At 63.0% G+C, this 19,753-nt stretch carries 18 protein-coding genes; 7 read left to right on the plus strand and 11 right to left on the minus strand.

Annotation, left to right across the window (positions count from 1 at the left end):
* From B4E36_RS20385 to B4E36_RS20400, 4 genes are all read right to left on the minus strand, one after another.
* The coding region (locus tag B4E36_RS20385; RefSeq protein WP_345900753.1) for an ABC transporter ATP-binding protein at positions 1-552 on the minus strand (552 nt) is incomplete at its 3' end.
* Between the two features lie 4 nt (positions 553-556).
* A complete protein-coding gene (locus tag B4E36_RS20390; RefSeq protein ID WP_292055901.1) occupies positions 557-1,465 on the minus strand; it encodes an ABC transporter permease subunit in 909 nt (302 codons plus the stop codon).
* Positions 1,466-1,475: 10 nt separating this feature from the next.
* Positions 1,476-2,483, minus strand: a complete 1,008-nt coding sequence (locus tag B4E36_RS20395) for an ABC transporter permease subunit (RefSeq protein ID WP_292055903.1) — start codon at positions 2,481-2,483, stop codon at positions 1,476-1,478.
* Between the two features lie 213 nt (positions 2,484-2,696).
* Positions 2,697-4,292, minus strand: coding sequence for an ABC transporter substrate-binding protein (locus B4E36_RS20400; RefSeq protein WP_292055905.1), 1,596 nt, complete (start codon positions 4,290-4,292; stop codon positions 2,697-2,699).
* A gap of 469 nt (positions 4,293-4,761) precedes the next feature.
* Between B4E36_RS20400 and B4E36_RS20405 the strand changes: the two genes are divergently transcribed.
* The 4 genes from B4E36_RS20405 (at position 4,762) to nadC (ending at position 9,159) form a co-directional block, all read left to right on the plus strand.
* Positions 4,762-5,658, plus strand: coding sequence for an NUDIX hydrolase (locus tag B4E36_RS20405; protein WP_345900754.1), 897 nt, complete (start codon positions 4,762-4,764; stop codon positions 5,656-5,658).
* 154 nt (positions 5,659-5,812) lie between these two features.
* Positions 5,813-6,784 carry a quinolinate synthase NadA gene (gene nadA / locus B4E36_RS20410; protein ID WP_292055909.1) on the plus strand — a complete coding sequence of 324 codons (972 nt, stop codon included), beginning with the start codon at positions 5,813-5,815 and terminating at the stop codon, positions 6,782-6,784.
* On the plus strand, positions 6,781-8,298 hold the full coding sequence (locus B4E36_RS20415; RefSeq protein WP_292055911.1) for an L-aspartate oxidase: 1,518 nt from the start codon (positions 6,781-6,783) through the stop codon (positions 8,296-8,298). The genes nadA and B4E36_RS20415 overlap by 4 nt, the downstream gene beginning before the upstream one ends.
* A gap of 3 nt (positions 8,299-8,301) precedes the next feature.
* Positions 8,302-9,159 (plus strand): carboxylating nicotinate-nucleotide diphosphorylase, encoded by an 858-nt coding sequence (gene nadC / locus B4E36_RS20420; RefSeq protein ID WP_292055913.1) that lies wholly within the window; start codon positions 8,302-8,304, stop codon positions 9,157-9,159.
* On the opposite strand, the gene B4E36_RS20425 is transcribed toward nadC, so the two are convergent.
* On the minus strand, positions 9,129-9,671 hold the full coding sequence (locus B4E36_RS20425) for a dihydrofolate reductase family protein (RefSeq protein WP_292055915.1): 543 nt from the start codon (positions 9,669-9,671) through the stop codon (positions 9,129-9,131). The two genes, nadC and B4E36_RS20425, sit on opposite strands and share 31 nt — an antisense overlap.
* 44 nt (positions 9,672-9,715) lie before the next feature.
* Between B4E36_RS20425 and B4E36_RS20430 the strand changes: the two genes are divergently transcribed.
* Both B4E36_RS20430 and B4E36_RS20435 read left to right on the plus strand, forming a co-directional pair.
* Positions 9,716-10,294, plus strand: a complete 579-nt coding sequence (locus B4E36_RS20430) for a TetR family transcriptional regulator (RefSeq protein WP_292055917.1) — start codon at positions 9,716-9,718, stop codon at positions 10,292-10,294.
* 140 nt (positions 10,295-10,434) lie between these two features.
* Entirely contained in the window at positions 10,435-10,809 is a 375-nt protein-coding gene (locus B4E36_RS20435) for a DUF2147 domain-containing protein (protein WP_292055918.1), read from the plus strand.
* Between the two features lie 16 nt (positions 10,810-10,825).
* Here the strand turns inward: B4E36_RS20435 and B4E36_RS20440 are convergent, their stop codons facing one another.
* Positions 10,826-12,652: an SLC13 family permease gene (locus B4E36_RS20440; RefSeq protein WP_018065710.1), complete on the minus strand. Its 1,827-nt coding sequence runs from the start codon at positions 12,650-12,652 to the stop codon at positions 10,826-10,828.
* Positions 12,653-13,162: 510 nt separating this feature from the next.
* Between B4E36_RS20440 and B4E36_RS20445 the strand changes: the two genes are divergently transcribed.
* Positions 13,163-14,263, plus strand: a complete 1,101-nt coding sequence (locus B4E36_RS20445; RefSeq protein WP_292055921.1) for a DUF2778 domain-containing protein — start codon at positions 13,163-13,165, stop codon at positions 14,261-14,263.
* Positions 14,264-14,318: 55 nt separating this feature from the next.
* On the opposite strand, the gene nrdF is transcribed toward B4E36_RS20445, so the two are convergent.
* The 5 genes from nrdF to B4E36_RS20470 all read right to left on the minus strand — a co-directional run bounded on the left by nrdF (position 14,319) and on the right by B4E36_RS20470 (position 19,680).
* The gene (gene nrdF, locus B4E36_RS20450; protein WP_018065711.1) at positions 14,319-15,296 is read right to left on the minus strand and encodes a class 1b ribonucleoside-diphosphate reductase subunit beta; all 978 of its coding nucleotides are present in this window, start codon (positions 15,294-15,296) and stop codon (positions 14,319-14,321) included.
* A gap of 17 nt (positions 15,297-15,313) precedes the next feature.
* A complete protein-coding gene (gene nrdE / locus B4E36_RS20455; protein ID WP_292055924.1) occupies positions 15,314-17,503 on the minus strand; it encodes a class 1b ribonucleoside-diphosphate reductase subunit alpha in 2,190 nt (729 codons plus the stop codon).
* Between the two features lie 2 nt (positions 17,504-17,505).
* Positions 17,506-17,907: a class Ib ribonucleoside-diphosphate reductase assembly flavoprotein NrdI gene (gene nrdI / locus B4E36_RS20460; protein WP_292055926.1), complete on the minus strand. Its 402-nt coding sequence runs from the start codon at positions 17,905-17,907 to the stop codon at positions 17,506-17,508.
* 129 nt (positions 17,908-18,036) lie between these two features.
* Positions 18,037-18,258, minus strand: coding sequence for a glutaredoxin-like protein NrdH (nrdH, locus tag B4E36_RS20465; RefSeq protein ID WP_018065714.1), 222 nt, complete (start codon positions 18,256-18,258; stop codon positions 18,037-18,039).
* Between the two features lie 690 nt (positions 18,259-18,948).
* On the minus strand, positions 18,949-19,680 hold the full coding sequence (locus B4E36_RS20470; RefSeq protein WP_292055928.1) for an SURF1 family protein: 732 nt from the start codon (positions 19,678-19,680) through the stop codon (positions 18,949-18,951).
* Positions 19,681-19,753 lie beyond the last annotated feature (73 nt).

Consider the following 19,753-nt stretch of genomic DNA (forward strand, 5'->3'; position numbering starts at 1 on the left):
CGCCGTCGTCGGCTCGTCGGCGATCAGGAGCTTCGGCGAACAGGCCATGGCGATGGCGATCATGATGCGCTGGCACTGGCCGCCCGACATCTGATGCGGATAGGCCTTCAGCCGGTCTTCCGGGTTGGGCAGGCCGACGGCCTGAAGCAGTTCGATGGCGCGGGCGTGGCGGGCCTTCTTGTCGAGGTCGGTATGCTGCTTCAGCACTTCCTCGATCTGGAAGCCGGCGGTGAAACACGGATTGAGGCTCGCGACCGGCTCCTGGAAGATCATCGCGATATCCTTGCCGATGATCTTCCGGCGCGCCTTCGGCGAAAGATCAGCGATGTCGCGACCCTCGAAGGTGATCTTGTCGGCGGTTACCGTCGCCGTTGGCGGCAACAGCCCCATCACGGCGAGCATGGCGACCGACTTGCCGGAGCCGCTTTCGCCGACAATGGCCAGCACCTCGCCCTTGTGGATCCGGTAGGAGGCATTGTGCAGCACCGTGGTTTCGCCGTTCGCGGTCGGGAAGCTGACGGAGAGATTTTGAACGTCGAGGAGTGGTTCCATGAGCCTAGCTCCGCTTCAGCTTGGGATCGAGCGCATCGCGCAGGCCGTCGCCCACGAGATTGATCGCCAGAACCGTGATCAGGATGGCGAGGCCGGGAAAGGTCACGACCCACCAGGCGCGCAGGATGAATTCGCGCGCTTCCGCCAGCATCGTGCCCCATTCCGGCGTCGGCGGCTGCGCGCCCATGCCGAGAAAGCCGAGCGCTGCTGCCTCCAGAATGGCGTTGGAGAAGGAGAGCGTGGCCTGCACGATCAGCGGCGCCAGACAATTGGGCAGGATGGTCTTGAACATCAGGCGCAGATTGCGCGCGCCGGCAACGCGGGCCGAGACCACATATTCCCGGCGCGCTTCCGCCATCACCGCCGCCCGGGTCAGCCGCGCGAAATGCGGCTGCAGCACGAGCGCGATGGCGATCATGGCGTTGAACAGGCCGGGGCCGAGGACGGCGACCAGAACCAGCGCCAGAAGCAGCGGCGGGAAGGCCAGGATCACGTCCATGACCCGCATGATCGCGACATCGACCCAGCCGCGGAAGAAGCCGGCGAGCAGCCCGAGCGTGATGCCGAGCAGCAGCGCCACCGACACGACCACGAGGCCGATCACCAGCGAATAGCGCGACCCGTAGATCAGCCGCGAGAGCATGTCGCGGCCGACCGCATCGGTGCCGAGCGGGAAGGTCAGCGTTCCGCCCTCCTGCCAGAATGGCGGGGTCAGGAACATGTCACGATATTGCTGATCGGGATTATGCGGCGCGAGCAGCGGCGCAAAGACCGCCATCAGCACCAGAAGGACGATGACCACGAGGCCGGCGACAGCCCCCTTGTTCTGGCTGAAATAGTGCCAGAATTCGGTAAGCATCTGCAGGCGGATATTCCGTTTTTGGACCGGCTGGCCCAGCGTGCTGTCTGACATGGCTGAGCTCCTATTGGTGACGGATGCGCGGATTGATGAGGCCATAGGCGAGATCGACGAGCAGGTTGACGAGCATGACGAGACCGGCAATCAGCACCAGCCCGCCCTGGACGACCGGATAGTCGCGGCGCGAAATCGAATCGATCATCCATTTGCCGATGCCCGGCCAGGAGAAGATCGTCTCGGTCAGGATCGCGCCGGCCATCAGCATGCCGACCTGCAGGCCGATCGTGGTGATGACCGGGATCATCGCGTTTCTGAGCGCATGGATGCCGATGACGCGCCTTCCGGAAAGCCCCTTGGCGCGGGCGGTGCGGACATAGTCCTCGCCCAGCACTTCCAGCATCGCCGAGCGCGTCTGGCGGGCAATCACCGCTAGCGGAATGGTGGCGAGTACGACCGACGGCAGGATCAGATGCGACAGCGCCGAGGTGAACGCGCCCTTTTCGCCCGAGAGCAGCGAATCGATCGTCATGAAGCCGGTGACCGAGGGGAAATAATAGAGCAGCGAGATGCGGCCGGAGACCGGCGTCCAGCCCAAAATCCCTGAAAACAGGATGATCAGCAGCAGGCCCCACCAGAAGATCGGCATCGAATAGCCGGTGAGCGCTATGCCCATTGTGGCCTGGTCGAACACCGAGCCGCGCTTGACCGCGGAGATGATGCCCGCCGGAATGCCGATGATGATGGCGAGCAGCATCGCGGAAATCGCAAGTTCGGCGGTGGCCGGAAACAGGTTCAGGAACTCCTGGAACACCGGCTGCTTGGTGGCGATCGAAACGCCGAAATCGCCATGCAGCAGACCCCAGACATAATCGAGATACTGAACGACGATCGGGCGGTCATAGCCGAACTGGTGAAGGAGCTTCTGGTAGCGGTCGGGGTCCATGCCGCGTTCGCCGGCCAGAAGCAGGACGGGATCGCCGGGCAGGACGCGCACGAAGCCGAAAGCAACGATGGTGATCCCGATAAAGGTCGGGACAATCAGCAAAAGCTTGCTGAACAGAAATCTGAGCATGACGATTCCCGAAAACGGAAGGGGGCCGCATGACCGGCATCCGGCTTGCTTTTCGGCCTGCCATCCCGAAAGGCGTCATGCTCTGGTGAGCATCCAGGCGACGCGGTGGGCGCTGCCTGGACCCTCGGGTCAAGCCCGAGGGTGACTCCCGATCGGGGAGAGGTTCTTGCAAACCGGGGCCGCATTTTCGGCCCCCTTCTCTTGTGCGAGGCCTTATTCGGCGATGGTTACATCATCGAAGCGGTGATAGCCGAGCGGGTCCATGACGAAACCCTCGACCGAATTGGTCATCGGCATAAACACCTTGGAATGGGCGATCGTGTTCCACGGCGCCTGTTCCTTGAAGATCACCTGCGCTTCCTTGTAAAGCTCGGTGCGCTCCTCGGTGTCGGAGGTGACCTTGGCCTTCTGGATCAGTTCCTCGAAGGGCTCGTAGCACCACTGGGCGCGATTGGAGCCGCCCACGGCATCGCAGCCGAGCAGCACAGCCAGGAAGTTGTCCGGGTCGCCATTGTCGCCGGTCCAGCCGAGAAGCACGGCGCCGTCGCGATCTTCCGCCGAAGACCGGGCCAGATACTCGCCCCACTCATAGGACACGATCTCGGCATCGACGCCGACCTTGGCGAGGTCGGCCTGCATCAGCTCGGCCATGCGCCGGGCGTTCGGATTGTAAGGACGCTGCACCGGCATCGCCCAGATCTTCATCGAAAGATCGGTGACGCCTTCCTCTTCCAGCATCGCCTTGGCGGCTTCGGGATCGTAGGGGTCGTCCTGCACGTCGTCATTATAGGACCACATGGTCGGCGGGATCGGGTTCTTGGCAACCTCGCCGGCGCCCTGGAACACCGATTCCAGAATGGCCTGTTTGTCGACCGCCATGTTCAGAGCCTTGCGGACCTTCGGATTGTCGAAGGGCGCGACCTTGGTGTTGTAGGCGAGATAGCCGACATTCAGGCCTTCCTTGGCCATGACCGTGATGTCGTCATTGGATTCCAGCGCCTCCAGATCGGCGGGCGCGGGATAGACCATGATCTGGCACTCGCCGGCTTCCAGCTTCTGGCGACGGACGGCGGCGTCGGTGGTGATCGCGAAGATCAGGGTGTCGAGATCTTCCTTGCCCTTGTAGTAGTCCGGATTGGCCTTGTAGCGGATGACGGCATCCTGCTGGTAGTTCACGAAGGTGAACGGGCCGGTGCCGACGGGCTTCTGGTTCAACTGCTCCAGATTGCCGGCTTCTTCAAGCTGGTCGGCATATTCCTTCGACATGATCGAGGCGAAGTCCATGGCGAGGTTCGCGATCATCGGCGCTTCCGGCCGGTTGAGCACGAACTTGACCGTCATGTCATCGACCTTCTCGGTGCTCTTGATCAGGTCCGGCATCGACATGCCGTTGAAATATTCCCAGGAGATGCCCGGCGCATACTGGTACCAGGGGCTGGATTCATCCATCTGGCGCATGAACGAGAAGATCACGTCGTCGGCGTTCATCTCGCGCGTCGGGGTGAAATAGTCGGTCGTCTGGAACTTGACGCCCGGACGCAGGTGGAAGGTGTATTCCAGCCCGTCATCGGAAACGTCCCAGCTCTCGGCAAGCCCGGGTTCGACCTCGGTGGAGCCGTGCTTGAATTCGGCGAGGCGATTGTAGATGGCGCGCGAGGAGGCGTCGAATGTCGTGCCTGCGGTATAGGGCGCCGGATCGAAGCCCTCGGGGGAGCCCTCCGAGCAGTAGACCAGCGTTGATGCGCTGGCGGCGCCGCCAAGCGATACGAAAACGCTCGTGGCGAGCGCCAAAGCCTTCAGTTTCTTCATCATTTTCCCCTTGTGGTTCATATCGTCGACGGCATCTCGCCGCCAAAGGTTTCGCACTTTCCGGCACCGCTCCCGGCTTTTTCGCCCTGTCACGATCCCGAATTATGCTGAACTTCATGCGGGTCCGCGCCCAACCGCAGACGTCACACTGATGGCGAGACTAGCGCTTTTTATTGACCATGCAATCAAAAAACATGTTACCGCTCTCGCGTCAGGCGTGGCAAACACATGAAATCCTTGAATTTTCCGTGACCTGCTTATTTTTGGCAAAATGTGGCGGCAAAGCGCGTAATTCTCTTTCACGACAATAGGCGCGGCGTTGCCGAAAGTTGCTTTCCACAGGCGACCATACAAGCAGGCCGCCATTTGCCAATCATGCGAAAGTCTGAGATGACCCGCCCTTGATTTCATGACGTACTGCCATTCTCGATATGGTGATATCCTGCCCCGATACCCATCCGGAGCGCCCGTGACCGAAGCCCGCGTCCATGCCGAACTGATCGCCGTCCTGACCGCGCTCACCAATGATGCGCCGCGGGTGATGACCGTGCGCATGGGGGCGGCGCTGCCCTCCGGCCCGTTCGAAAACGGCCACCGCACGCTGCAGGGCGGGCTCAATTCCTGGATCAGGGCACAGACCGGGCACCCCGTCGGCTATCTCGAGCAGCTCTACACCTTCGCCGACCGCGATCGCGGGTTCGATGGCGAGCGCACCATCTCGATCAGCTATCTGGGCCTTGTGCGCGAACAGCCGCCGCCCGGCGGCGGCGGGCCGCTGTGGAAGGACTGGTACACCTATTTTCCGTGGGAGGACCTGCGCGAGGGCAGACCGGAAATCCTGGAACAGGTCAGCGACCTGATGATGCAGTGGGCGATGAGCGAGCGGCCGGGCCGCGCCGAACGCCGCCAGCGCATCCGCTTCGCCTTCGGCATGGAGGGCATGGCCTGGAACGAGGAACTCGTGCTGCAGCGCTTCGAGCTGATGTATGAGGCGGGGCTGATCGCCGAGGCCGGACAGACGCCGGCCTTCTGGTTCGGCAAGCCGATGGCCGCCGATCACCGCCGGATTCTCGCAACCGCGATCGCGCGGCTGCGCGCCAAGATCAAATACCGGCCGGTGATCTTCGAACTCATGCCGGAAAGCTTCACCCTGCTGCAACTTCAGAAATGCGTCGAGGCGCTGGCGGGCCTCAAGCTGCACAAGCCCAATTTCCGCCGCCAGATCGACCAGCAGAACCTGATCGAGGAAACCGGCCAGACCTCCGACAAGGCCGGCGGCCGCCCGGCCAGGCTCTACCGCTATCGCCACGCGATTGTCGAGGAGCGGGCGCTGACGCTTTCAAGGCTCCCGCTCGCGCGTTCTTGACTCCCCCTCAATAAGGGCGTAATGCTTGCGCCCATGATATACTCAGATTGAGTATTAATCGACCAGCGCGAGGTTTCCCCAACGCCTCCCCTGGCAGGCCCGGCGCGGCTTCCCCGATTCTTCCGCGCCGGGCCGAACACAGGAGATAACGCAGATGAACGCGCCCTTTTCCGCCGATGCCCTTTACGACCGCGTCGCCCATGTCATTCCCAAGGCGGAATGGCTGAGCTTTTCCGACGATATCGAGGCGATCCACCGCCTGAAGCGGGAGCGCAACGCCGTCATCCTCGCCCATAACTACCAGACGCCGGAAATCTTCCACGGCGTCGCCGATATCGTCGGCGACAGCCTGGCGCTGGCCCGAGAGGCCACAAGGGTCGACGCCGATGTCATCGTGCTCGCCGGCGTCCACTTCATGGCCGAAACCGCCAAGCTCCTGAACCCGGAAAAGACCGTGCTGATCCCCGACATGGGGGCCGGCTGTTCGCTGGCGGATTCGATCACGCCCGAGGATATCGCGCTGATGCGACAGGCCCATCCCGGCGCGCCGGTGGTCACCTATGTCAACACCTCGGCCGCGGTGAAGGCCGCCTCCGACATCTGCTGCACCTCGGGCAATGCCAAGAAGGTGGTGGAATCGCTCGGCGTGCCGAAAGTGCTGATGCTGCCGGACGAATACCTCGCCCGCAATGTCGCCCGCGAGACCGATGTCGAGCTGATCGCCTGGCGCGGCCACTGCGAAGTGCACGAACTTTTCACCGCCGACGACGTGCGCGAAATGCGCGAAGCCTGGCCGGGCGTCACCATCATCGCCCATCCCGAATGCCCGCCGGAGGTGGTCGCGGAGGCCGATTTCGCTGGCTCCACCGCCGGCATGTCGGACTATGTCCGCGACACCAAACCCGGCCGGGTGGTGCTTCTGACCGAATGTTCGATGAGCGACAACGTCGCGGTCAACCACCCCGATGTGAACTTCGTCCGTCCCTGCAATCTCTGCCCGCACATGAAACGGATCACGCTTGGCAATATCCGCACCGCCCTTCAGGAGATGCGCCACGAGATCACCATCAATCCGGCGATCGCCGATGATGCCCGCCGCGCCGTCGAGCGGATGCTCGCGGTATGACCATCGCCATCATCGGTTCCGGGATCGGCGGTTTGGCAACGGCGCTTGCGCTGGCGCCGTTGCCGGTGACGCTGGTGACCAAGGCGAACCTCGGCGCCGAGACCTCCACCGGCTGGGCGCAGGGCGGCATCGCCGCCGCCCTTGGCGACGACGATAGCGCGGAGCTGCATCTTGCCGATACGCTGGCGGCCGGGGACGGGCTTTGCGACGCCGAGGCGGCGGCGCGGATATTGCAGGGCGCGCCGGAGGCGATCGCCTTTCTCGAGCACCATGGCGTCGCCTTCGATCGCACCCCCGATGGAAGGCTCGCCTTCGGGCTGGAAGCCGCCCATTCCAGCCGGCGGATCATCCATGCCGGCGGCGATGCAACGGGGGCTGCCATTATCGCCGCGCTGACGCGCGCCGTGGCCGCGACCCCTTCGATCACGGTCGTTTCCGGGGCCGAGGCGCGCCGCCTGCTGGTGCGCGACAATGCGGTCTGCGGGCTTTCCGGCGTGAAGGATGGCCAACCGTTCCGGCTCGCGGCCGCGCGCATCGTGATCGCGACCGGCGGCATTGGCGGGCTTTACGACGCATCCACCAATCCGGCGGGCAATTTCGGCCAGGGCGTGGCGCTTGCCGCCCGCGCCGGGGCCGCCCTTGCCGATATGGAATTCGTGCAGTTTCACCCAACGGCGCTCGCAACCGATATCCGTCCGCTGCCGCTGATCAGCGAGGCGGTGCGCGGCGAAGGGGCCTTGCTCCTGAACGAGAAAGGCGAGCGTTTTCTGGCCGCGACGCCGGGCGCGGAGCTTGCGCCCCGCGATGTCGTCGCCCGTGCGATCGCCGCCGAGATCGCCCGGGGCGGCCGCGTTTTTCTGGATGCGCGGGCCGCGCTCGGCATCCGCTTCAGGGCTCGTTTTCCGGAGATTTTCGCAATCTGCGCCCGCGCCGGCATCGACCCGGCGACCGATCTCATTCCGGTGCGTCCGGCCGAGCATTATCACATGGGCGGGATCGCCGTGGATGCTTCGGGCCGCAGTTCGGTCGGCGGTCTTTATGCCGTCGGCGAATGCGCTGCGACCGGGCTTCACGGCGCCAACCGGTTGGCGAGCAATTCGCTGCTGGAGGCCGCCGTCACCGGGCTTGCCGCCGCCGCCGATATCGCCGCCGCGCCGCCCGCGCCCGAACGTCCACTCCCGGCACTGGCGCTGCCCGCCGCCCCCGGGCTTGCCACCGTGCGCGGCATCGTTTCCGGCGCGCTCGGCGTCACCCGCGATCACGCCGCCCTTGGCGAGGCGATCGCCGCTCTGCTGCCGCTCGCAGAAGGCGACGGCCCGGACGCCGACCCGGCGATCGTCGCGCTCTCGATAGCCGTGTTCGCCGCGATGCGCGAAGAATCGCGCGGCGGCCATGCCCGCATCGACTTTCCGCAGAAGAACCCCGAAAGCCGGCGTCGAACGATGACGCTTGACGCCGTTTTCGCCCATGCCCGCGCGCTCGCCGCGCGCCCCGCCCTCGCCCGGAGTGCCTGACATATGCTGCCCCGCCTGATCATCGAACCCGCCGTGCGCCGCGCGCTTGAGGAAGACCTCGGCCTTGCCGGCGACATCACCGCCAATGCCGTGATCCCGGCCGGCCATCGTTCCACCGTGGTGATGGCGGCGCGCAGGCCCGGCGTGATCGCCGGCCTCGATGCCGCCGAACTCGCCTTCGCGCTGGTCGATCCCGCAATCGTCATGACCCGGCATGTGGCGGATGGCGACAAGGTCGAGGCCGGCGATATCGTCGCGACCGTCACCGGCCCCTCGCGCGCGCTGCTAACGGGCGAGCGGACCGCGCTCAATTTCCTCGGTCACCTCTCCGGCATCGCCACGGTCACCGCCGGGGTCGTCTCGGCCGTCGCCGGCACCGGTGCGGCGATCGTGTGCACCCGCAAGACCACGCCGGGGCTGCGCGCGCTGGAGAAATACGCGGTGAAGGCCGGCGGCGGCGGCAATCACCGCTTCTCGCTCGCCGATGCGGTGCTGATCAAGGACAATCACATCGCGATCGCCGGCGGCATCCGTCCCGCGCTTCAGGCCGCCAGGAAGCATGCCGGCCACATGGTCAAGATCGAGATCGAGGTCGACACGCTCGACCAGCTCCGCGAGGCGATGGATGAGGGCGTCGACGCCGTGCTGCTCGACAACATGTCGCCGGAAACGCTCACTGAAGCGGTTTCGATCGTCGCCGGCCGCGCGATCACCGAGGCCTCCGGCGGCATCACGCCCGAGACCGCCGGCGCGGTGGCGAGGGCCGGCGTCGACCTGATTTCGATCGGCTGGCTCACCCATTCCGCCCCCGTGCTCGATATCGGGCTCGACTATCGGGAAGCCGGGTCAGCAAAACTGTAATGCAGCCTGACGCAGCCCCGGTCGAGCGCCTTGACGCTCAGCAGGCGCGGCTGCGCCGCAAACCCCGTCGCCGGAAACAGTGGCGACCCGCCGCCGATCAGTTCCGGCATGACATAGATTTCGATTTCGTCGAGCGCGCCGCGCTCGATGAACGCCATCTGCAGTTTTCCGCCGCCGAGCATCCAGACATCGCCATCGTCGAGCGCGCGCAGTTCCGCGATCAGGCTGTCGACGTCCGTCCTCGTCTCGATTGCCCCCTTCGGACGGTCGATGGGGCGTGATGTCACGACCAGCGCCCGCTTGCCTTCATAGGGCCAGGGGCCTTCCACACGGTCCAGAAAGTCATACGTGCCCCGCCCCATGACAAGGGTGCCGATCCGCCCCAGGAAGAGATTGTAATCGTGTTCGCCAAGATCGAGCCCGTCATAGCGGAACAGCCAATCGAGATTGTCCTCCGGTCCGGCGATGAACCCGTCGAGGCTGGTTGCGATATAACCCACAATCTTTGCCATAAGCGCTCCTTGTTTATAAATGAATGTTCATTCATAAATGTCTCATGCCCAGAAACAAGTCAATTTCCGAACCGGCCCTTCTCGCCATGCTGCTCGACGCCATCGCCGAGACCGGTCCGGACAACCTGACCTTCGCCAAAGCCGCCGCGCGCAGCGGCCTCTCCGCGCCCACGCTTGTACAGCGGTTCGGCGACCGCGCGGCGATGGTCGAGGCCATCCTGATGTTTGCCTGGGACCGGCTTGATGAGGCAACCGACGCCGCCGATGCCGCCTTTCCGGTCTCGCCGCGTGGCGCGATCGACCTGCTTCTGCATCTCACGCCCGATGCCGAACATGGCCTCGATGGCGGCCTGCCGCTTCTGCGCGAGGACATGCGCAACCCGGCGCTGAGGGCACGCGGCAGGGCCTGGGGCGAGAGACTTTCGGCCGCGCTTTCGCGCCGGCTCGGCGATAATCCGGCGCTGGGCCGGCAGATGGCGAGCCTGTGGCAGGGCGCGATCATCTGGTGGGGCTTCAACCGCAACGGCCCGCCGCAGGCGGCTATCCGCGAGGCTCTCGAAGGCTGGTGCCGCACCGCCGGCCTCGATCATCTGGCTTCCCCATCGGGCTCCGTTTCCCGATAGCGTGCCCGACAATAAAAACGCCGCCGAGCGAACCGGCAGGTGTTTTCTCCCGTAATTCCCCTTGTCTGGTTGTTGTTGATGCGCGCCGCGCAAAGACCCGCCTTTGCCGGTCGCGCGCAAAACCGTGAGAGGAGACAGGGATGAACCGGAGAACCTCATTTTTGCTTGCGCTTCCGCTGGCGGCCGCGCCCGGGCTTGCAGAAGCCTCCGACCTTGCCGGCGTGTGGGCGCGCGGCGATGGCAAGGCGCGGGTGCTGGTCGAGCAATGCGGCGACGACCTGTGCGCCACCAATGTCTGGGTCAGGCCCGGCACGCGCAACGAGCGCGTCGGCGATACGCTGGTCATGGATGTCGACCCGGTCGGGCCGTCGCGCTACGAGGGCCGGGCACGCGATGTGCGGCGCAGCCTCACCTATTCCATGGAGATCTCGCTCGACGGCGCGGCGATGGAGACGCGCGGCTGCATCCTTGGCAAGCTGATCTGCAAATCGGCGAACTGGACCAGCCTGAACTGAAGGTCCATGGCAGGGATCACAGCCCGTAATACCAGGGCGCCGTCAACGCGAACACCACGGTGAGCAGCACGATCAAGGGCACGCCGGCACGGATGAAATCGCCGAAACTGTAGTGGCCCGGCCCCATGACCATGAGATTGGTCTGGTAGCCGATCGGGGTCGCGAACGAGCAGTTGGCGGCATAGATCACGGCTGCGGCGAAGGCCTCCGGCGGCGCGCCGATCTGCCGCGCCATGCTGAGCCCGATCGGGATGAACAGCGCGACCGCCGCATTGTTGGAAAGCACATTGGTGAGGATCGAGACGCCGACGAACAGCATCACGATCATCAGCCACGCCGAGGAGCCGCCGCCAAGCGCGACGATGCCTTCCGCGATCAGTTGCGCGCCGCCGGTTGCCTGAAGCGCCGTCGCCATGGCGATCGACGCGCCGACGAGCAGGTATATCTGCCGGTCGAAAGCGCGGGCGGCCTGTTGCAGCGTCAGGCAGCCGAACAGGATCATCAAAAGCGCGCCGGTAACGGCATTGACCACCATCGGCGTGATACCGGTGGCCGACAGGATGACGATCGCCGCGAAGATGCCGCTCGCCAAGAGCGCCTTGTCGCGCGGCGGCACGCTTTCGGCCGAATGCTCGAGCAGAAGGATATCGTGGTTGCCGCGCATGGCGCGCAGATCGTCCTCGCGACCGCCGATCAGCAGCGTATCGCCCGCCTCGAAACGCAGTTGCGAGAACGGCGTCCGCGCCATCCGGCTTTTGCGGCGGACACCGAATATGGCGATGTTGAAGCGCTGCTGAATGCCGCTGAAGCGCACCGTGCGTCCCTCGAACAGCGAACCGGGCGTGATCACCGCTTCGGCCAGATGATAATGCGCGCCCACCCGCCGTTCCGACGTCGGCAGGGTCCCGTCCGGCGGCGCCGCGAGGCTGATCTCGCCCTTGGCCAGAAGATCCATGAACCCCTTGCGGGTGCCCGTCATCTGCAACCGGTCGCCCGGCTGCAGCGTCAGGCCGTCGTCATAAGGCGGCAGCAGCACCTTCTCATCGCGCACGAGCGCATGCAGCGACATCGGCGTCAGCACGGGAAAGAAGCCCGAGCGGGCACGTTCCCCGACATAGCGGCTTTCGCCGAGCAGAACCACCTCGCCCAGAAACTGGGTGCCGGCGCTTTCCTGTTCGAAGCGCTTTTGCGACCGCTCCCGGGTGAAGATCCGCGGCATGACGAACAGCACATAGACAGCGCCGGCGCCGGCGAGAATAGCGCCCATGCCGGTGATATCGAAAAAGCCGAGATTGACGCCCTCGCGACTGGCGATGCCGGCCGCGATCAGGTTTGTCGAGGAACCAATCATCGTGGTCATGCCGCCCAGAATGGTGATGAAGGAGAGCGGCATGAAGATCTGGTAGGGCGGCAGGCGGAACCGCGCGGCAAGCGAGGCCAGCACCGGAATGAAGATGACGACGACCGGCGTGTTGTTCAAAAATGCCGAGGTCATGCCGCAGGTCGCCAGGATCATGATGATCAGCAGGCGCGGATTGGCGCCGTAGAACTGGCCGATCCGGTTGGTCACGCCCTCCAGCGCGTCGGTCGCGAACAGGCCCTGGCCGACGATCAGGAGGGCCAGCACCGTGACCAGCGCCGGCGAGGAGAAGCCGGCGAGCATATCCTCGATCGGCAGCGGCCTTCCGCCTTCCACAGTAAACGGGAACGCGCCGAACAGCACAAGAAGCATGCCGAGCGCGGCGAGCGACACCGCTTCGATCGGGAAACGGTCAAGGGAATAAAGACCGATCGTCCCGACGATAATCGCCATTGTCGCCACAAGATGAAAATGTTCGATCAAAAGAGCCTCGTAAAAATCCGGACACACCTGTCCCGAGACCGAAGCGATGCCCCCGCTCCCGCAAAAACCGGCTGTCCTCACATCATCGAAAAGTCGACTTTGACAGCATTCCCGCGGCTTCCGCAAGTGTTGGCTAAAAAGACCGCCGCAACTGCACCGTCCTCAAGCCTGCCGCATTTTCGGGCTTTATCTGGAGTGGCCGCATTTTCTCCCATTTTGGGTTCTAGGCGCTCCTTGAGCCCAGTGACGCAAACGTAAAGGTCAAATGACCCAATACCAAGAAGGCCAAATCCAGTGTTAGAGGACCAAGCCCGCATGCCGCCACGCAACTTTTTTTCCGTCCGCAAAAACCCGGCAACCAAAGGCGCCTCCGCCTGTTCAGGCCGTCGTGACACCCGTCAGTCTCTGACCGTCCGCTCCGGTCGTAATGAAAAATTTACCCTGCGCGCAGTATTTTTCCGACTGGCACCTGTCACACCGTCTTTGAGTTTTGCGTAGGAAGTGTGTTTCGTGACGTCGATCAAGAATTCGAAATCCCGCCCCGGGCGTGATCGCAGGAACGGCTTGCTGCGGCTTTCGCTCGCGGGCATCATGGCGGCGATCGCCGGCGGCGCGATCATCACCATCGCCTCATCGCCGATCATCTCGGCGACGGTCTCCAAGCCCGAATTCGCCTCCTCGCGTGGCATCAGCCTCACGGTCAACCCGGCGTTCAAGGCGCCCGAGCGCGCCCAGAGCGCCAAGGAAGCGCGCCTGCTTGCCGCAAGGACCGGCCAGGCCCGCGCGAAGCCGGCGCTCGCTCCGGATGATATCAGGCAGGCCCTTCTGGCGGGCCGGCTGGAGCAGGCCGGCCGTATGGCGCTCGCCGATCTCCAGCGCGGCTTGGTCGGCCGCCAGATCGCCGATAATGCCGGCTCCGAGATCGCGCTTGCCGGGGTTCCGCCCGAGCTTCAGCCGAAAGCGGCGGCGGTCCCGACGCCCGCCGCCCCGTCCACCACCCTTGCCGCGCTCGCCCCGAGCAGCGACACCAATGCCGACGATGCCTTCAAACTGGTGCTTCAGGGCGCCGATTCCTCCCGTCTCTCGCCGGGTGAAGTGCCGGTGCCCGCCAAACGGCCCGCAGGCATGCAGCTTGCCTATGCCGATTTCGGTCACGACGATCTCGACGAAATCATGGGCGAGGTTCCCGGCCGCACCAAGAAGGTCGCCGTCTATGACATCTCCGCTGCCAAGGTCTACATGCCGGACGGCGAGGTGATGGAAGCCCATTCCGGCAAGGGCAAGTATCGCGACAACCCGAACGGCACCCATGTCAAGATGGCCGGCGCGGTGCCGGCGGCGACCTACAAGCTGACGATGCGCGAATCGCTGTTCCACGGCGTGCCGGCGCTGCGCATGACCTCTGTCGACGGCACCAATCCGCTCGGCCGCACCGGCATTCTCGCCCACACCTACATGCTGCGCACGCCGGGCGATTCCCATGGCTGCCTGGTGTTCAAGGACTATTACAAGTTCCTGAAAGCGTGGAAGGCCGACAAGGTCGATTATATCGTCGCCGTTCCGAGCCTTGAGGAAGGGGCCAGCACGCTGCTGGCGAACCGGTCAAACTGACGCGGCCAGGCGTTTCCGCCTGGCCGTAAAAATGCCCGGACTCTGCTGAAGGGGATCAGAAATCCCAGTCGTCGTCCTCGGTGGCGATCGCCTTGCCGATGACATAGGAGGAGCCGGAACCGGAGAAGAAGTCGTGGTTCTCGTCGGCGTTCGGCGACAGCGCCGAAAGGATCGCCGGGTTTACCTTGCAGGCTTCCGGCGGGAACAGCGCCTCGTAACCGAGATTCATCAGCGCCTTGTTGGCGTTATAATGCAGGAAGGCCTTCACGTCCTCGGTGAGCCCGACCGCATCGTAAAGCTGCTCGGTATATTTGGATTCGATCTCGTAGAGTTCGAACAGCAGGCCGAAGGTGAAATCCTTGATCGCCTCGCGCTCGGCCTCGGAAACCTTCTTCAGTCCCTGCTGGAACTTGTAGCCGATATAATAGCCATGCACGGCCTCGTCGCGGATGATCAAGCGGATCAGGTCGGCGGTGTTGGTGAGCTTGGCGCGGCTCGACCAGTACATCGGCAGATAGAAGCCCGAATAGAACAGGAAGCTTTCGAGGAAGACGCTCGCGACCTTCTTACGAAGCGGATCGGTGGCGCGATATTCCTGCAGGATGAGCTGCGATTTTTCCTGGAGGAAGGCGTTTTCTTCCGACCAGCGATAGGCGTCGTCCACTTCCGGCATCGAGCAGAGCGTGGAGAAGATCGAGGAATAGGAGCGTGCGTGAACGGCCTCCATGAAGGCAATATTGGTCAGCACCGCTTCCTCGTGCTGGGTGACGGCATCCGGCATCAGCGTGATCGCGCCGACCGTGTTCTGGATGGTGTCGAGCAGCGTCAGACCGGTGAAAACGCGGATAGTGAGCTTCTGCTCGTCTTCCTTCAGCGTCGACCAGGAGGGAATGTCGTTCGACAGCGGCACTTTTTCCGGCAGCCAGAAATTGCCGGTGAGCCGGTTCCAGACCTCGAGGTCCTTCTCGTCGACAATGCGGTTCCAGTTGACAGCGCGCGGCACGGCGATGACGGGTTTCTTCTGCATGTTCATGGTTTTTCTTCCCCTCATCACAGGCTGCAGGATACGCAGCCTTCGACCTCGGTGCCCGAAAGCGCCATCTGCCGAAGACGGATGTAGTAAATGGTCTTGATGCCCTTCTTCCAGGCGTAGATCTGCGCCTTGTTGACATCGCGCGTGGTGGCGGTGTCGCGGAAGAACAGCGTCAGCGACAGGCCCTGGTCGACATGTTGGGTCGCCGCCGCATAGGTGTCGATGATCTTCTCCGGCCCGATTTCATAGGCGTCCTGGTAATATTCCAGATTGTCATTGTCCATGAACGGCGCCGGATAATAGACGCGGCCGATCTTGCCTTCCTTGCGGATCTCGATCTTGGAGACGATCGGGTGGATCGAGGCGGTGGCATTGTTGATGTAGGAGATCGAGCCGGTCGGCGGCACGGCCTGGAGGTTGCGGTTATAAAGACCGCCCTTCATCACCGCGTCCTTCAGCGCCAGCCAGTCTTCCTTCGTCGGCAGGTCGATGCCGGCTTTTTCGAACAGGTCGCGCACGCGGTCGGTCGCCGGCGCCCAGTCCTTCTCGATGTACTTGTCGAAATATTCGCCGCTTGCATATTTCGACTTTTCGAAATCCGCGAAGGTCACGCCGCGTTCGACGGCGATCCGGTTCGAGGCCTTCAGCGCGTGATAGGTCACGGCGTAGAAATACATATTGGTGAAGTCGACGCCTTCCTCCGAGCCGTAGAAGATGCGCTCGCGGGCGAGATAGCCGTGCAGGTTCATCTGGCCGAGGCCGATGGCGTGGCTCTCGTCATTGCCCTTCTCGACGGAGGGAACCGAGGAGATGTGGCTCATGTCGGACACAGCCGTCAGCGCGCGGATCGCTGTATCGACGGTGCGGCCGAAATCGTCAGAATCCATCGCCATGGCGATGTTCATCGAGCCGAGATTGCAGGAAATGTCCTTGCCCATATGCTTGTAAGACAGATCCTCGTCGAATTCGCTCGCTTCTGAAACCTGCAGGATTTCCGAGCAGAGATTGCTCATCGAAATCCGGCCGGCGACCGGGTTGGCGCGGTTGGCGGTATCCTCGAACAGGATATAGGGATAGCCGCTTTCGAACTGCAGTTCGGCCAGCGTCTGGAAGAAGGCGCGGGCGTTGATCTTCTTCTTGCGGATTTCCGGGTTGTCGACCATCTCGCGGTAATGCTCGGAGATCGAAACCTCGGTCATCGCCTTGCCGTAGACGCGCTCGACGTCATAGGGCGAGAACAGGTACATGTCCTCGTTGTTCTTGGCGAGTTCGAAGGTGATGTCGGGGATCACCACGCCAAGCGACAGCGTCTTGATGCGGATCTTTTCATCCGCATTCTCGCGCTTGGTGTCGAGGAAGCGCATGATATCGGGGTGATGGGCGTTGAGATAGACCGCGCCCGCGCCCTGACGCGCGCCAAGCTGATTGGCGTAGGAGAAGGAGTCTTCGAGCAGCTTCATCACCGGGATGACGCCGGAGGACTGGTTCTCGATCTTCTTGATCGGCGCGCCGTGCTCGCGGATGTTGGTCAGCGACAGCGCCACGCCGCCGCCGCGCTTGGAAAGCTGCAGCGCCGAATTGATCGAGCGACCGATCGATTCCATATTGTCTTCGATGCGCAGCAGGAAGCAGGAGACCAACTCGCCGCGGCTCTTCTTGCCGGCGTTGAGGAAGGTCGGCGTTGCGGGCTGAAAGCGGCCGGCGATGATTTCATCCACCAGCGCGGTCGCAAGCGCCTCGTCGCCCTTGGCAAGCGCGAGCGCGACCATGCAGACGCGGTCTTCGTAGCGCTCCAGATAGCGTTTGCCGTCAAACGTCTTCAGCGTATAGGCGGTGTAATATTTGAAGGCGCCCAGGAAGGTCTGGAACCGGAACTTCTTGTCGAAGGCATGGTCCCAGAGATCGCGCACGAAATTGAACGCATACTGGTCGAGCACTTCCTGCTCGTAATAGCCCTCGTCAACCAGGTAATCGAGCTTTTCCCGAAGGTTATGGAAAAACACGGTGTTCTGGTTGACGTGCTGCAGGAAATACTGCTTCGCCGCCAGCCGGTCCTTGTCGAACTGGATGTGCCCGTTCTCGTCATAGAGATTGAGCATCGCGTTCAGGGCATGGTAGTCCAGCGTCGCGGGCTTCGCCTTGGCGACGCCCTTCTCCGCAACTTTCTCGGTGCCCTGCACGGTTTCTTCCTCGGCGCTTGTGGCCATCCTCAATTCTGCCGTTTCCAAAACTCTTCCAGCCCTTGTTTGACGTTGTTGACATCCTCTTCAGTCCCGAGAAGCTCGAAACGATAGAGGTATGGTACCTTGCATTTGGCCGCGATGATGTCGCCGGCAATGCCGTAGGTATTTCCGAAATTCGTATTTCCGGAAGCGATGACGCCGCGCACCAGCGCCCTGTTCTCCGGATCGTTGAGGAACTGGATGACCGGTTTCGGCACCGCTCCCCTGCCGTCCCCGCCGGCATAGGTGGGAACGACCAGCACATAGGGTTCTTCCACCTTTTTCGTATCCCCCTGGGGGCCGAGACGCTTTGCCGGAAGGCCTGTCTTGGTCACGAAACGATGGGTGTTGCCCGTGGCGCTCGAATAGTAGACGAGCATGCCCGTCATCCTCTTGTCCTCTTCACCAACACGGCGCGCCCGTCTGACGCGCCGTCTGATCGCTCAGGCGCTCGCCGCATGGATGCGGCGCAACGCCTTCTTCAGGCTTCGCCGGCTATCAGCCGGCGGCATTCATGGTCAGGCAAGCGCGCCGATCATGTCCGGACGGAAGCCCGACCAGTGCTGTTCGCCGGCGACGACGACCGGAACCTGCCGATAGCCCATGCCAACGACCTGATCATAGGCATCGTTGTCCACCGACACATCAACCACTTCATAGTCGAGGCCCTTGCGCTCCAGCGCGCGGGTCGTTGCATTGCACTGCACGCAAGCCGGTTTGGAATAGACAGTGATCTTCATCGTTATCCTCGCATAATCATTTTCTTCAAAAAGCGCCGCCGGGCGAACCCTCGGCGCTTCCCGCGCATCTGGCGAGGCTGGCAACCAACACGGCATAGCCTCGTCCCGGACCCATGGCCGGCTCTTGCCTGATCGAAACGCCGGCGGTTGCAAACGGCCGCCGCCGCCATTTCTCAACAGACATCTCGAACACATTGACCGGACTGGCATTTTGGCTCTCCAGAAGCCGGCAGAAATCGCGCTGTCCACGAGGAACACCACTTCGACATATGCCTATGGAGACTCAAAAAACCTGAGAACCGGACGCCGCTGACGTGTCAGCATTGATTCGATAGACTCACCATAACACAATATCTGCGAACAGGAATGCCAAAACCAACCATATATAGTGTTCCGTGGACCTGTTTTCCACATTCAGGGTTAACGCATTGTGACAGGGGAAAAATACCGCCCGGAACGGGCAAACAGTGCTGATGCGGCATGTGCCGGCCCAGCGAATCGGTCTCTTGAAATTGCCGATGGCCATAAAGATGGCCCCTCGCCACCGGCAACGGCTACCAACCGATAGTTGAACCGTCATGCACGCGGGATTTCTTTCGCGCTTTCCACAGGGGGCGAAAAAGCAGGGGATGACGGAAACTTCAGGCCGGCAGACACGCGGCAACAGGACAAGCCTTTGACAAGCAAGCCCTATTCGTCGTCGGAGGAAGAGGAACGCCGTTCATAGCGCAGCACGAAGACATAGAGCGCGAGCGTGCCGAGCGCCATCGCAAACCATGTCAGCGCATAGCTCAGATGTGCATTGCGAAATGTGACCACGGTCAGGCCGCCGATCGGCAGCTTGCCCGTCGGGCCGCTCGCTTCGGCATCGATGAAATAGGGCGCGAACGGCACGAGGCCGCGGGTGCCCATGATCGAGGCGACATCGCGGCGATACCATTTGCCATCGACGGGATCATTGGCGCGCGAAAACAGCCAGCCCTTGCTTTCCGGCATGCGCAGCAACCCCGCGACCGTGACCTCGCCCTCGGGCGCGCGATAATTGGCGGGATTGTCCTGCCTGCCTTCAGGCACGAAACCGCGGTTGATCAGCACATAGCTGCCGTCATCGCGCAGAAGCGGCGTCATCACGAAATAGCCGGCGCCGAGCTGCGTCGGATAGTAGATCAGCGTCTGCGCCGCCTCGATATAGCGACCGGTGACGCTGACATGGCGATAGGCGTCATCTTCGCGCGTCACCGTCTCGCCTACCCCCGGCGCGGGCACAGCAGGCGCCTCAACGCGGGCATCGACGGCGGCGATCAGATCGAGCTTCCATTGCAGCCGGTAGACCTGCCAGATGCCGAGCGCGGTGAAGCCCGCAAACAGGATCGCGGCGATCGCGGTGAGGATCAGGAATTTCTTGCGGGACATGGCGGCCATTGCGGCAAGGACCTTTCGGGCCGGCGTCTTACAAAGCTTTGTAAAGCACGCAGGTCGGCGGCGCGTCACCTCC

Source organism: Martelella sp. UBA3392, assembly GCF_002358775.1.
Classification (GTDB): Bacteria; Pseudomonadota; Alphaproteobacteria; order Rhizobiales; family Rhizobiaceae; genus Martelella; species Martelella mediterranea.